The organism is Streptomyces sp. NBC_00299 (assembly GCF_036173045.1).
In the GTDB taxonomy this organism is placed as follows: Bacteria; Actinomycetota; Actinomycetes; order Streptomycetales; family Streptomycetaceae; genus Streptomyces; species Streptomyces machairae.
The window spans coordinates 4,246,003-4,259,742 of the sequence record NZ_CP108039.1; the positions used below are offsets into that span (position 1 = coordinate 4,246,003).

A 13,740-nucleotide genomic window follows, 5' to 3' on the forward strand; every position below is an offset into this window, starting at 1 on the left:
AAAGTTTCGCATGCCCGTTCCGGGGATCTTGCACACCCCCCTTGCGGGTGGAAAACCGCATTTCAGGCAGCGTTTTGGGTGCTCGTGGAGCTGCCCGCGCCACCCTTCATGAATGCGCTCCAGCCACCAGCCGGCTCCTGTCCGACCTCCAGCGTGCGCAACTTGTCCAGAACATCCGGCTTCTGCACATCCATCCAGTCCACGAACTGCCGGAAGGAGACAAGCCGGACATCGCCGCCCTTCTCCTTCTCCCGCGCGATGTGCTTGAGGGCCTCCTCGACGGCGTCCATGTAGATGCCGCCGTTCCACTGCTCGAAGTGGTTGCCCACGAAGAAGGGGGCGCGGTTTGTCTCGTATGCCCGCTTGAACCCCTGGATGTACGCCTGCGCGGACTGCTCGCGCCAGCCCGGGTAGTTGTGGCTGGGCGCGTTCGTGGAGTTGATCGACTGGTTGGCGAGCATGTTGTAGTCCATGGAGAGGACCTCGAACGAACGGCCGGGGAAAGGTATCTGCTGCAACGGCAGATCCCACATCCCCTGCTTCTTCGTCGGCCACACCTGCCGGCCGCCGGGCGAGGAGGCGTCGTAGCGCCAGCCGAGCTCGCGGGCGGTGGGCAGCAGGTTGTCCTGGCCGAGAAGACAGGGCGTGCGGCCGCCGACGAGTTCCTTGTCGTAGTCGAAGGGCAGGGAGGGCAGGTCGGTCCACCCGGAGTTCGTACGCCACTCCTTGACGAAGGACTTGGCCTGGTCGATCTCGCTGCGCCACTGCTGCGGCGTCCAGTTGCCGACGGTGCCGTTGCCGGCGCAGAAGTGGCCGTTGAAGTGGGTGCCTATCTCGTGGCCGTCGAGCCAGGCCTGGCGCACGTTCTTCAGCGTGGCCTTGATGTGGTCGTCGGTGAGGTAGCCGATGTCGGAGGCGCCGCGCGGGTTGTTCGGCGGCTCGTAGAGCCGCTTCTTCGACTCGGGCAGCAGATAGAGCCCCGAGAGGAAGAAGGTCATGTGCGCCTCGTGCTGCTTGGCGAGTTCGAGGAAGCGTGGGAAGAGACCATTGCCGACCTCACCGGCACCGTCCCAGGAGAAGACGACGAACTGCGGCGGCTCCTGACCGGGCTCCAGCGGCTCGGGCTTGCCGGGCTGGCGCGGCTGCTTGCCGGTGTACGAGGTGGAGCCGTCGCCTATGGGCTTGGCGCGCTGGGTCTGGGTGCCGGGCCGGTTGTCCCGGCCGTCGCCGGAACCTCCACCCTGGTTCGACCCGTCTGACTGCGTGAAGGTGCCGCACCCTGCGAGTCCGAGCGCGGCAGCGGCTCCGGCACCGAGCCCGAGAACTCCCCTTCGGTTGAAGTCGCCCATTGCATTCCCGTCCGTCGCATCCTCTGGTGGTCACCCAGTCAGAGGGCGCGACGAACGGGGAGGTTCCTCCAGATCACGGAGGATTCGCAACAAATGTCACAAACGCGTCTTAGGCGCCGAAGGCCTTGTCCTTCCCCTTCACCGGCTTGGCGCCGGCGCGGAGATGGGCGGGGACGAGATCGATGGCCGGCTCGCTGTAGCCGACGGACACGATCTTGTCGCCCTGGTACGTGAAGCTCGTCAGGGACGCGAGCGTGCACTGCCGCTTGCGCGGGTCGTGCCACAGCCGCCGCTTCTCGACGTAGGAGCGCACGATCCAGATCGGCAGCTGATGACTGACCAGCACGGCCTCGTGCCCGCGCGCGGCGTCCTTGGCGGCGTCCAGCGCGCCCATCATGCGGATGACCTGCTCGACGTACGGCTCACCCCAGGACGGCTTGAAGGGGTTGACGAGGTGCTTCCAGTTCTCCGGCTTCTTCAGGGCGCCGTCGCCCACCCCGAACGTCTTGCCCTGGAAGACGTTGCCGGCCTCGATGAGCCGCGCGTCGGTCGTGAGGTCCAGGCCGTGCGCCTTGGCGATCGGCGTCGCGGTCTCCTGCGCCCGCTCCAGCGGGGAGGCGCAGACGTACGTGACGTCCCGGGAGGCGAGGTGCTCGGCGACCCGGTCGGCCATCTGCCGCCCGAGGTCGGACAGGTGATACCCCGCGAGACGGCCGTAGAGAATCCCGTCCGGGTTGGCCACCTCGCCGTGCCGCATGACGTGTACGACGGTGATGTCGCTGTCGCCGGTGGGGCTGTCGTTGGTCATGGGGGTGTCGCTGGTGATGGGGGTGTCGCTGGTGATGGGGGTGTCGCTCATGCTGCCGTGGCCTCCGCCGCCGCTCGGGCCGCCGCCGGGAGGGCGTCGGCGATCCGCTGGACGGCCTGCTCGTCGTGTGCCGTGGAAACGAACCAGGACTCGAAGGACGAGGGCGGCAGATAGACGCCCTGCGCCAGCATCGACTGGAAGAAGGCGGTGAAGCGGAAGGACGCCTGGCGCTTGGCGTCCTCGTAGTTGCGCACGTCCCGGTCCGTGAAGAACACGGAGAACATGTTGGAGGCGGTCTGCAGCCGGTGCGTGACGCCTTCCTTGGTGAGGGCGTCGGTGACGAGGGACTGGATCGTCTCCGACACGGCGTCGACCTTCGCGTACGCCGCCTCGTCGAGGAGCCGCAGCTGGGCGAGCCCGGCGGCGGTGGCGATCGGGTTCCCTGAGAGGGTGCCGGCCTGGTAGACGGGCCCGGCGGGCGCGAGGTGGGCCATGACATCGGCACGTCCACCGAAGGCGGCGGCCGGGAAGCCGCCGCCCATGACCTTGCCGAAGGTCATGAGGTCGGGCTTGACCCCGTCGACGCCGTACCACCCGGCGCGGCTGGTCCGGAAGCCTGTCATGACCTCGTCGGAGATATAGAGGGCGCCGTTCTTCCCACAGGCGTCCTTCAGCCCCTGGTTGAAGCCGGGCAGCGGCGGGACGACGCCCATGTTGCCGGGCGAGGCCTCGGTGATCACGCAGGCGATCTCACCGGGGAAGCGGTGGAAGGCCTCGTGGACGGACTCGAGGTCGTTATAAGGCAGGACGATCGTGTCGCCGGCCTGGGCGCCGGTGACGCCGGGGGTGTCGGGAAGGGCGAAGGTCGCGACCCCGGACCCGGCGGCGGCGAGCAGCGAGTCGACGTGCCCGTGGTAGCACCCGGCGAACTTGATCACCTTGGACCGCTGGGTGAACCCGCGGGCGAGCCGGATGGCGGACATGGTGGCCTCGGTGCCACTGGACACGAGCCGCACCTGCTCCAGCGGCTCGATCCGGTCGACCATCTCCTCGGCGAGCGCGACCTCGCCCTCACCGGGCGTACCGAACGAGGTACCGCGGGACACGGCGTCCTGGACGGCGGCGATCACGTCCGGGTGGGAGTGCCCGAGGATCATGGGACCCCAGGAGCAGACGAGGTCGACGTACTCACGTCCGTCGGCGTCGGTCAGGTACGGACCGCTGCCGGACACCATGAACCGGGGCGTTCCGCCCACGGCGCGGAAGGCACGGACCGGGGAGTTCACGCCGCCGGGTGTGACGGCTGCCGCACGGTCGAACAGGGCCTGCGAGGCCGGTGCTTCGTATGGGTAGGGCGATTCGCTCATGGCCTGCGACTTCTCCGACCTTCTCGGGCTCCGATTGCCAGTGACCTCCTCAGGGTAGGCCAGCGGGAGGTGACGGCAGCGGGGCCACCGCTGACCGGGCAACCGGTCTGCGCTCGCCCGCGATCTGCGAGACTGGGCGTGATACACACAGCTCATGCCGGGCGTGATGGCCGGGGACTGAAGAGATCCCGCGGACAGGTGTTTCAAGGCACGTTTCGGCGGACGGCCGTGGGGGAGGTCACTGACACGATGATCGGGTTGCGCGGCCGGGGCCACGCGTCCTAGAAAAGCAGTCGGGTGGAGATATGCATCGCGGTGGCGGACTGGGCGAGGGGACTGATGACCTGGGTCCTCGACGTGCCCGGCGGGGAAAGCACCGGCGCGAGGCGGAGGATTCGAACGAAGCACGTCAGGGACACGTAGTACCGGATATGCCGAGTGTTCCGAACGAATCAGAGCGGGCCGACCGACGCAGTGATCGGCTGAGGGTGAGCAGGAATGGTGGTCGGGTGGGGGTGACGTACAAGTACTTCGGCGCGCCGGACGGTGCGACCGCGGCCCGCGTCCCGATCTCGATGCGCCCCGAGGAACTCGGCGGCGACGAACTCGGCATGAACGGCATGTTCACCAAGATCAAGCCGGAGACCATGGCCGCGATGGTCCTCACGGGCATCGAGGGTGTCCCCCTGCACAAGGTGCCGCCACTGGAGCTGGTCGTCCTCCACCCCGACTACGCCGTGGTCAAGCTGCCGATGACGGTCGTGGACCCGCTCCGGGGCATAGGAGAGGAAGCCGTCGGCGCGGCGGCGTTCATCTGGTCGACGGTGCCGGACCGGGGTGGGCCCCGGGATGCGTTCAACGTGTACCAGCTGCTGCACGAGTGGCAGGACTTCAGCCATCGCCTGCACGAGGCGGGGCATCAGCCCTATTGCCTTGTCTGGCCCTGAGTCGGGGTTTCGCTGGTGGCGGGCGGGGTCTTTCGACCTCGCCCTTTTCAGTGCCGGAGCCAGGCCCTTTTCAGTGCCGGAGTCGCGCCGCAGCTGCGGTGAGGCGCGTCATCCCCGCCCCTCCTCCGCCTCCCCCTGAGGGCGGTACACGGGCGCCGTGGTGGCTCGGGGCATCACATGCGTCGGCAGCACGACGTGCCGCTCGTGCTCGTCCTCGGAGTCCTCGATGAGCCGCAGGGCCAGCTCGCCGGCCTCGCGGCCGATGTCCGCCGCGGACTGGGCCACCGTGGACAGGTCGAACCAGTCGGCGAGCGGCTGGTCGTCGAAGCCGAGGACGGAGATCCGTTCCGGAACGGCGATCTGTGTCCTGCGCAGGATCCGGACGGACGCGACCGCGACCTCGTCCTGCTCGGCGAAGATCGCCGTGGGCGGCTCGCGGAGGCTGAGCAGCGTGCCGAGCGCCTCGGCGATGCCGCGCCTGTCGGCGACCTGGACCGCGGTCACCAGGTCGTCGTCGAGCGGGACGCCCGCTTCGGTGAGCGCCTGCTGGTAGCCGATCAGCCGTTCGTTGGAGCTGAAGGAGAAGCCGCTGGCGCCCTGCGTCGCCAGGAAGGCGATCCGACGGTGGCCGAGGTTGAGCAGGTGCCGGGTGCCGTGCAGGGCGCCGGCCACGTCGTCGACGTAGACGCTGGGCCGTCCTTCGACGTGCTGGCTGACGTAGATGACGGGGATGCCGAGGCTGTCCAGCCGCGCGGTCTCCTCGTCGGTGAGGTCGAAGGAGAACACCAGCAGGGCGTCCGCGTTGCGCCGGGCCGGGAGGCGTTCGAAGAACGAGGTGCGCTCGGCCAGGTCGGGGATCACATAGACGTTGAGCTCCATGCCGGCCGCCCGCAGCAGCGGGGCCAGGCTGGACAGGGCGGCTCCCATGAACCATGCGTCGAGCGTGGGCACGAGCACCGCGACGTTCCCGGTGCGGCCCGTGACAAGGCTTGCAGCCTGTCGTGACACGGCGAAGTTCAGCTCGCGTGCGGCTTTCTCGACGCGTGCGCGCACGTCGGGCGAGACGGTGGACAGTCCGCGCAGGGTGCGGGAGACGGTGGATGTGGAGACCCCGGCCCGTTCGGCCACGTCGGCCATCGTCGGGTGCCGCTGAGCTGGTGGCATGAGCGGACGGTAGCACAGGGGACACAGCTTCCCCGGGTCCGGATGACAGCGCTTTCAGCATGCACTTCGCAGTACTACCGCCAAGTAGCACATTGACTTCCGGTTAGGCCGCCCCTAGCTTGCAAGCGTTGTCCCGATGGGACCAAATCGCCATCGGACCATCCCCAGAACCATTGCTGCCATTGCTCTGACCTGCCTAATTATTCGATCAGGGCGATGACAACGCAGTCTCAAGAGGATCCGCACGCCCAGGAGAGACAGTGACGACGACCAAGACCTCCCCCACGTCCAGGACCACCACCAGAGCGCTCCGGTGTTCGGCCGCGCTCGCTGCCGGCGGGCTGCTCATCACCGCCTGCTCCTCGTCCGCCGGCACCGACTCCGGGCAGTCCGGAGCGCCGTCGTTCGAGGGGCGCGGCCCCATCACGTACGTGGCCGGCAAGGACACCACCGGCTCCGTCCAGCCGATGATCGACCGCTGGAACAAGCAGCACCCGAAGGAGAAGGTCACCTTCATCCAGCTGCCGACGGACCCGGACGCCCAGCGCCGGCAGATGATCCAGAACGCGGAGACGAAGTCCGACGCCTACACGGTGTTGTCCCTCGACGTCGTGTGGACGTCGGAGTTCGCCGCCCACCAGTGGATCGACAGGCTGCCGCAGGAGCGGTTCCCGCTGAGCAGGATGCTGAAGCCAGTGGTCGAGACGGCCAAGTACCGCGGCGGCCTCTACGCGGTTCCCGGCAGCTCCGACGGCGGAATGCTGTACTACCGCACCGACCTGCTGAAGAAGGCCGGGGTCAGTCAACCCCCGGTCACCTGGGACGAGTTGAAGGCGGCCTGTGCCAAGGTGAAGAGGCTGCCCGAGGCGAAGGACATGTCCTGCTACGCCGGCCAGTTCCAGAAGTACGAGGGCCTGACCGTGAACTTCGCCGAGGCCGTGAACTCGGCGGGCGGCACCGTCACCGACGCGAAGGGCACGCCCGACGTCGACACCCCCGAGGCCAGGAAGGGCCTGGACTTCCTCGTCGGCTCCGCGAAGGACGGCACGATCCCGGCGGAGGGCGTCACCTACCAGGAGGAGGACGGCCGCCAGGCGTTCCAGTCCGGCAAGCTCGTCTTCCTGCGCAACTGGCCCTACATGTACGGCCTGGCAGCCAACAGCGGCATCAAGGGGAAGTACGCGGTCGCCCCGCTGCCCGGCCTGAACGGGCCCGGCGCCTCCAGCCTGGGCGGCCACAACATGGCCCTGTCCTCCTTCGCGAAGAACAAGGCCACGGCCCTGGACTTCATCAAGTTCTTCACCAGCGAGGAGAACACGGCCACCCAACTCAAGAAGGCCTCCGCCGCCCCGCCGTACGCATCCCAGTACGACGACAAGACGCTGATCGCGCAGTACCCGTACCTGCCCGTGCTCAAGGAGTCCATCCTGCGGGCCGTGCCGCGTCCGCGCGTCGTGCAGTACGGCGATGTGACCGCGGCGGTCCAGCAGCACGCGTATGCCGCCCTGACCGGTGACAAGAGCAGCGCGCAGGCGCTGAAGGACCTGCAGGCGGCGCTGCGGAAGTCCGTCGCGCAGTGAGGGGCGGGGCCATGACCAAGACCGAGATCCCGCCCGGTGTCGACGCCGGGCCGTCCCGCGAACCCGTGACCCGCCGTCGGCTCGCGGGGAAGCCTGCGCGCGCGACCGCCGGATCGGGGCGGCTGGCGGCCCTGCTGGTGTCCCCGACCCTGCTGGTGCTGTCGATCGTCGTCATCTACCCGACGCTCATGGCGCTGAAGGAGTCGCTGTACGGGCCGAAGGGCCTGGACCCGGCGACCGGATTCATCAGCGACACCGAGCCGTTCGTCGCCCTGAAGAACTACGCCGACATCTTCGGCGCGGCCGGGGAGCGGTTCTGGAACGCCTTCTGGAACACCACCTTCTTCACCGTCGTCACGGTCGGTCTGGAGACCGTGATCGGGGTGGCCATGGCCCTGATCATGCACAAGGCGTTCCGGGGCCGCGGCTTCGTGCGCGCCGGGATCCTGATCCCCTGGGCGGTGCCCACCGCGATCTCCGGTCTGCTGTGGCGGTGGATCTTCAACAGCGACGGCGTCGCCAACGCCCTGATCGGGCACCAGATCCTGTGGACCACCGAGGGCTTCCACGCCAAGGTCGCGGTCATCGTCGCCGAGGTGTGGAAGACGGCCCCCTTCATCGGCCTGCTCGTCCTGGCCGGCCTGCAGGTGATCCCGAAGGAGGTCTACGAGGCGGCCCGCCTCGACGGCGCACGTCCGCCCCGCCAGTTCTGGCACATCACACTGCCCCTGGTGAAACCGGCGCTGCTGGTGGCGGTGCTGTTCCGCTGCATGGACGCGCTGCGGATGTTCGACCTGCCGTACATCCTCGTCGGCGCTCAGAAGCACTCGGTGGAAACCCTGTCCATGCTCGCGCAGAACGAGGCGTCCAACGTCCGCTTCGGACCGGCCTCCGCCTATGCCGTGCTCCTCTTCCTCTACGTCTTCCTCATCGCCCTGGCCTTCGTACGGCTGCTCGGCGCGGACCTCGTCGGCGAGGGCGCCGCCCGCCGCCGGAAGAAGGCAGGACGCCGCCGCATGGAGGTGACGGCATGACGACCACCCTCACCGCGAAGACGACCGCCATCAGCACGAGGACGACGCCCGTCACCGCGAAGTGGCGCAGCGGACTGCTCTATGCCTCAGTCGTCGCCGTCGTCGCCTGCTGTCTGGCGCCCTTCTACTGGATGCTGGTCTCCAGCCTGCGCCGCACCTCGGACATCTTCGACACCTCGCTCGTGCCGTCCCCGGTGTCCTTCGAGAACTACCGGGCGGTGTTCGACCCGGCGCAGGGCTTCGGGCGGGCGCTGCTGAACAGCCTGGTCGTCGCCGGTGTCACCACCGTCCTGGCGCTGGTGCTGGCCACGTTCACCGCCTACGCGATGGCCCGGCTGGAGTTCCGCGGCAAGCGGCTCATCCTGACCCTCGTGATCGCGACCTCGATGTTCCCGGTGGTGTCGATCGTGGTCCCGCTGCTGAAGCTGTTCACGGACGTCGGCTGGATCAACACCTACCAGGCGTTGATCGTGCCGAGCATGTCCTTCGCGCTGCCGCTGGCCGTGTGGAACCTGACCACGTTCTTCCGGCAGATGCCGGACGAGCTGGAGCACGCGGCGATGGTCGACGGCTGCACACGCGGCCAGGCGTTCCGCAAGGTCATCATCCCGCTGGCCGCGCCCGGCATCTTCACCACGGCGATCATCACCTTCATCGCCGCCTGGAACGAGTTCCTCATCGCCCTGTCGATGACCAACAAGCCCGACATGCAGACCGCGCCGGTCGCCATCTCCAAGTTCACCGGCGCGACCACCTACGAGACGCCGTTCGGCAGCCAGATGGCCGCCGGCGTCCTCGTCACGGTCCCGCTGGTGGTCATGGTGCTGCTCTTCCAGCGCCGCATCGTCGCCGGCCTCACCGCGGGCGCGGCGAAGTAGCCGCCCCCCTCCGCGACTCCACGAAGCCAAGAGAACGTCCGAAGAAGAGAACGACCGAGGAGACACACCACCTTGTCCCCCACCTCCGCACCCTGGTGGCGCAGCGCCGTCATCTACCAGGTCTACATCCGCAGCTTCGCCGACGGGAACGGCGACGGCGTCGGCGACATCGCCGGCATCCGCTCCCGACTGCCGTACCTGAAGTCGCTGGGCGTGGACGCCATCTGGATCAACCCCTGGTACAAGTCCCCGATGGCGGACCACGGTTACGACGTGGCCGACTTCCGTGAGATCGACCCGGTGTTCGGCACGGTCACCGAGGCCGAGCAGCTCATCGAGGAGGCGCACGCGCACGGAATCCGCGTCATCCCCGACATCGTGCCCAACCACACCTCCGACCGGCACGCCTGGTTCCAGGAGGCGCTGGCGGCGGGCCCCGGCAGCCCGGAGCGGGAACGCTACGTCTTCCGTGCCGGCCGGGGCGACGACGGCTCCCTGCCGCCCAACGACTGGGTCTCCTGCTTCGGCGGCCCCGCCTGGACCCGGCTGCCCGACGGCCAGTGGTACCTGCACCTCTTCGCCCCCGAACAGCCGGACCTCAACTGGGAACACCCCGAGGTGCGCGCCGAGTTCGAGTCGGTCCTGCGCTTCTGGTTCGGCCGCGGCGTGGACGGCTTCCGCATCGATGTCGCCCACGGCCTGATCAAGCACCCGGAGCTCCCGGACCTGCCGCCCCGGCGGGACCCGGACGACGGGCAGGCCTGGCAGCACGTCGACCATCCGCACTGGGACCGCGACGAGGTCCACGACATCTACCGCGCCTGGCGCCAGGTGGCCGACGAGTTCCCCGGCGACCGGTCCTTCGTCGCCGAGGCCTGGGCGGACACCCCCGAGCGCCTCGCCGCGTACGTCCGCCGGGACGGCCTGCACACCGCGTTCAACTTCGACTTCCTGATGTCGAGTTGGCACCCGAAGGACCTGCGCGCGGTCATCGACGGCTCCCTGGAAATGCTCGGCGCGGTGGGCGCGCCCGCCACCTGGGTGCTGTCCAACCACGACGTCGTACGCCACCCCAGCCGCTACGGCCGCAAGGCCACCAAGCGCTGGGTGGCGAACACCTCGTACGAACCCGAGGGCCCCCTCGACCTGGAACTGGGCACCCGTCGTGCCCGCGCCGCCGCCCTGCTGATGCTGTCCCTGCCCGGCGGGGCCTACGTCTACCAGGGCGAGGAACTCGGCCTGCCCGAGGTCGAGGACCTGCCCGAGGCCGTGCTCCAGGACCCCGTCTGGGAACGCTCCGGCCACACCGACCGTGGCCGCGACGGCTGCCGGGTCCCGATCCCCTGGTCCGGCCGCGGCGCCCCGTACGGCTTCAGCCCCGACGGCGCCACCGGCGAGCCCTGGCTGCCGCAGCCCGTCGACTGGGCGCCGCACACCGTGGCGGCCCAGTCCGGGGACCCGGACTCCATGCTGGAGCTGTACCGCACCGCGCTGCGTCTGCGCCGCGAGCACCCCGCCCTCGGCGACGGCACGATGACCTGGCTGGAGACCTCCGAAGGTGTGCTCGCCTTCAGCCGCGAGCCCGGTTTCGTGTGCGTGGTCAACCTCTCGGCCGAGCCGTGTCCGCTGCCCGTCCACACCTCGGTGCTGCTGTCGAGCGGTCCCCTGGAGGGTGCGGTGCTGGCGCCGGACCAGGCGGCCTGGCTGACGGTGTAACTCAAGGGCGTGGTCGAGCCCGCATCACGTCAGGGCGGGTCTCCGGGTGGCTCCCGGGTCCCGCCCTGACCCTGATGTCCCCCACCGGACGGCCAGCACCCGCCGGATCCTTTCGAGTGAAGATCGACTGGCGGCACGCGTCCGCCCGGAGAGCCCAGGTCAGGAAGAAAACGATTTCACCGCCCTGGAGCGCAACCTCGTCCGACCGCGTGCCGGACTGCCGACGCTGAACTCATGTCGCAGTGGACGACCGTGAAGTGGCGGATGCGGCGGACAGGGTGGCTGCGGCTCTCGGGGCCGGAGGACTCCAGTTCGTCGAGCACCGCGACCGCCAGGTCCTCCGCGCTGATCCGCGAACGGCCGTCCGCGCCGGTGAGCGGGGTGTCGGTGCCCCGCCGGTAGCGGCCGGTCCGGTCGCCGGGTTCCAGCAGGGCGGGTGGGCTCAGATAGACCCAGTCGGCGTCGGAGTGGGCTTCGCAGGTCCGCAACTGGGCCGTTCCGGCCGCCGCCACGGCCCGCCACTCGGCCGGCACGTACGCGGGGTCGTCGGCCACCAGGAGGTCGGGGTCGTCCGGGCTGCGCAACGCGCCGGCGCCGCCGACGACGAGGACGCGGATGCCGAGTCGGGCGGCGACGTCCAGCACCGTGCGGGTGACGCCGACCAGCAACTCCTGGTCGACCGGAAGCGTCCGTACGGTGAGCACGACGGCGTCCGCCGCGGCGCCCGTGAGCGCCTCGCGTAAGGCGGAGGGGTCGTTCGCGTCGACCGCGATCGGCATCACGTTCGGGCCCTGGCTCGGGGGTTTCCGAGAGAGGGCGAGCACCTGGTGTCCGCGTGCCCCCGCCTCGTCGATCACCCGGCTGCCGACCATCCCGGTGGCCCCGAGTACGGCGATCGTCATGCCTGCCTTCATCGACCTCGTCGTCATCGAACCCGTCCTCATCGAATCCGTACTCATCGAATCCGTACTCATCGAACCCGTGCTCCTCTCATCAGCGCCTTCGGCGAATTGAGCTGTGCCGCCAGCAATGCGGCCAGGGCGAGCGCGAAGCCGGCGCTCTGCGGCAGGCTCAGCGACTCGCCCAGGGCGAGGCCGACGACGGTCGCGACCAGCGGGGACAGCAGCACCAGCGGTGCGGACGCCCCGACCGGCAGCCTGCCGATGCCGCGGAACCAGAGCGTGTACGCGATCAAGCCGCCCATGCTGCCGAGCCACAGGTAGCCGCCGGCCGCCCCGGCGTCGATCCGCTGCGGCACCCCCTCGATCGCGAGGGTGAGGGGGAGCAACAGCAGTCCGCCGGCGGTGAGTTGCCAGCCGGCCAGGGTCAGCGGGCCGACGCCCTCGGGACGGCCCCAGCGCTTGGTGAGGACGACCCCGCCGGCCATGGCGGCCGTACCGCCGAGGCCGGCGAGCACCCCGACGGCGTCCAGGTGGGCGTCCGGCCCGAGCACGACGAGTCCGACGCCGGCGACGCCGATCACGCCCCACGTCCATCGCCAGGCCGTCGGCCGGTCGTGGAGCGCGGCGATGGCGAGCCCGGCGACGAGCAGTGGCTGGGTGGCGCCGAGGGTGGCGGCGACACCGCCGGGGAGCCGTTCGGCGGCCACGAACAACAGGGGGAACATGACGCCGATGTTGAGCGCGCCAAGGACGGCGGCCCGCCACCACCAGTCCCCGCGCGGCAGCACGCGCGTGATCGCCAGCCCGAGCAGCCCGGCGGGCAGGGCGCGCATCAGTGCGGCGAACATCGGGTGCCCGGGCGGGAGGAGTTCCGTGGTCACGGCGTATGTGGTGCCCCACGTCGCGGGGGCGATAGCGGTGAGGGCGACGGTTGCGGCGGTCGCGGCGGTGGTCACCGGCAGCGCGTACGAAGGCCGTACCGGGCCCGGTGACCGCTCGGTCAAGGAGTGCATGTGACGCAGTCTCCGCAGTCGCCCTCCATGACTCCAAAGCATGGTTGTCATCACAGCCATGAAGCAGAACGATGGAAGCGTGGACCTCCAGCAGATGCGTTACGTCGTCGCCGTCGCCGAAACCCGCAACTTCACCCGGGCCGCAGAGCACTGCGACGTGGTGCAGTCGTCGCTCAGTCACCGGATCGCCGGACTGGAACGGGAGCTCGGGGTCCGGCTGTTCGCCCGCTCCAGCCGCCGTGTGGAGCTGACCAGCGCCGGGGAGGCGTTCGTCGCCGCCGCGCGCGAGTGTCTGGCCGCGGCCGACCGCGCGGTCGCCGATGCCGCCGCGGCGACCGGAGTCGTACGGGGCCGGCTCGCCGTCGGTGTGATCGTGACGACGGCTGCCGTGGACGTACCGGAACTGCTGCAGCGGTACCGCGCCCGGTACCCGGACGTCCATGTCGTCCTGCGCTCCGGACGCAGCGACGAACTGGCGACGGCCATCCGCGACGGCGACCTGGACATCGCCTTCCTGGGTCTGCCGGAGGGCGAGGCTCCGTCCGGCGTCGAATCAGTCGTCCTCGATCACGACGAGCACGCCCTCGTCGTGCCGGCCGGGCACCGGCTCGCGGGGGCTTCCCGGGTCAGGCTGGCGGAGATCGCCGACGAGACGTTCGTGGACTTCGCGGCCGGGACACCGGCCCGCGCCCAGTCCGACCGGGCCTTCGCCGCGGCCGGTCTGGTCCGGGACGTCGCGTACGAGGCCGGCGTCGTCGAGCTGATCTCCCGGCTGGTCGCCCGCGGACTCGGCATCGCGCTGCTGCCGTCGGCGTACATCGGCCCGCTGGCCGCCGACGACCCCGAACTGGCCCTGGTCCGGGTGCTCGACGGACCGCATCGCCTGGAGTACCTGGCGTGGAGCCGCTTCAACCCCAGCCCGGCGACGCGGGCGATGCTCGACGTTCTCGGGGTAGGACGTTCCTCAGGGAACTGACGGCGG

At 69.7% G+C, this 13,740-nt stretch carries 12 protein-coding genes; 6 read left to right on the forward strand and 6 right to left on the reverse strand.

Annotated features, from left to right (window positions below):
• Positions 1-62: 62 nt before the first annotated feature.
• The 3 genes from OHT51_RS18520 to hemL form a co-directional block, all read right to left on the reverse strand.
• Positions 63-1,349, reverse strand: a complete 1,287-nt coding sequence (locus OHT51_RS18520) for a hypothetical protein (protein ID WP_328880048.1) — start codon at positions 1,347-1,349, stop codon at positions 63-65.
• A 109-nt stretch (positions 1,350-1,458) separates the two neighbouring features.
• The gene (locus OHT51_RS18525) at positions 1,459-2,157 is read right to left on the reverse strand and encodes a histidine phosphatase family protein (protein WP_328884363.1); all 699 of its coding nucleotides are present in this window, start codon (positions 2,155-2,157) and stop codon (positions 1,459-1,461) included.
• Positions 2,158-2,204: 47 nt separating this feature from the next.
• Complete coding sequence (gene hemL / locus OHT51_RS18530) at positions 2,205-3,524, reverse strand: glutamate-1-semialdehyde 2,1-aminomutase (protein WP_328880049.1); 1,320 nt, start codon at positions 3,522-3,524, stop codon at positions 2,205-2,207.
• A gap of 509 nt (positions 3,525-4,033) precedes the next feature.
• Here hemL and OHT51_RS18535 point away from each other — a divergent pair.
• Positions 4,034-4,471, forward strand: a complete 438-nt coding sequence (locus OHT51_RS18535; protein WP_003974483.1) for a hypothetical protein — start codon at positions 4,034-4,036, stop codon at positions 4,469-4,471.
• Between the two features lie 108 nt (positions 4,472-4,579).
• On the opposite strand, the gene OHT51_RS18540 is transcribed toward OHT51_RS18535, so the two are convergent.
• Positions 4,580-5,635 carry a LacI family DNA-binding transcriptional regulator gene (locus OHT51_RS18540; protein WP_328880050.1) on the reverse strand — a complete coding sequence of 352 codons (1,056 nt, stop codon included), beginning with the start codon at positions 5,633-5,635 and terminating at the stop codon, positions 4,580-4,582.
• 260 nt (positions 5,636-5,895) lie between these two features.
• Between OHT51_RS18540 and OHT51_RS18545 the strand changes: the two genes are divergently transcribed.
• The 4 genes from OHT51_RS18545 to OHT51_RS18560 all read left to right on the forward strand — a co-directional run bounded on the left by OHT51_RS18545 (position 5,896) and on the right by OHT51_RS18560 (position 10,843).
• Positions 5,896-7,215 carry an ABC transporter substrate-binding protein gene (locus tag OHT51_RS18545; protein ID WP_328880051.1) on the forward strand — a complete coding sequence of 440 codons (1,320 nt, stop codon included), beginning with the start codon at positions 5,896-5,898 and terminating at the stop codon, positions 7,213-7,215.
• Between the two features lie 11 nt (positions 7,216-7,226).
• On the forward strand, positions 7,227-8,249 hold the full coding sequence (locus OHT51_RS18550; protein ID WP_328880052.1) for a carbohydrate ABC transporter permease: 1,023 nt from the start codon (positions 7,227-7,229) through the stop codon (positions 8,247-8,249).
• Positions 8,246-9,127, forward strand: a complete 882-nt coding sequence (locus OHT51_RS18555) for a carbohydrate ABC transporter permease (protein ID WP_328880053.1) — start codon at positions 8,246-8,248, stop codon at positions 9,125-9,127. The genes OHT51_RS18550 and OHT51_RS18555 overlap by 4 nt, the downstream gene beginning before the upstream one ends.
• A 72-nt stretch (positions 9,128-9,199) precedes the next feature.
• Positions 9,200-10,843 carry a glycoside hydrolase family 13 protein gene (locus OHT51_RS18560; protein ID WP_328880054.1) on the forward strand — a complete coding sequence of 548 codons (1,644 nt, stop codon included), beginning with the start codon at positions 9,200-9,202 and terminating at the stop codon, positions 10,841-10,843.
• Positions 10,844-11,019: 176 nt separating this feature from the next.
• Here the strand turns inward: OHT51_RS18560 and OHT51_RS18565 are convergent, their stop codons facing one another.
• Both OHT51_RS18565 and OHT51_RS18570 read right to left on the reverse strand, forming a co-directional pair.
• Entirely contained in the window at positions 11,020-11,772 is a 753-nt protein-coding gene (locus OHT51_RS18565; protein WP_328880055.1) for an NAD(P)-dependent oxidoreductase, read from the reverse strand.
• Positions 11,773-11,813: 41 nt separating this feature from the next.
• Positions 11,814-12,758, reverse strand: coding sequence for an EamA family transporter (locus OHT51_RS18570; RefSeq protein ID WP_328880056.1), 945 nt, complete (start codon positions 12,756-12,758; stop codon positions 11,814-11,816).
• Between the two features lie 79 nt (positions 12,759-12,837).
• On the opposite strand from OHT51_RS18570, the gene OHT51_RS18575 reads away from it, so the two are divergent.
• On the forward strand, positions 12,838-13,734 hold the full coding sequence (locus OHT51_RS18575; RefSeq protein ID WP_328884364.1) for a LysR family transcriptional regulator: 897 nt from the start codon (positions 12,838-12,840) through the stop codon (positions 13,732-13,734).
• Positions 13,735-13,740 lie beyond the last annotated feature (6 nt).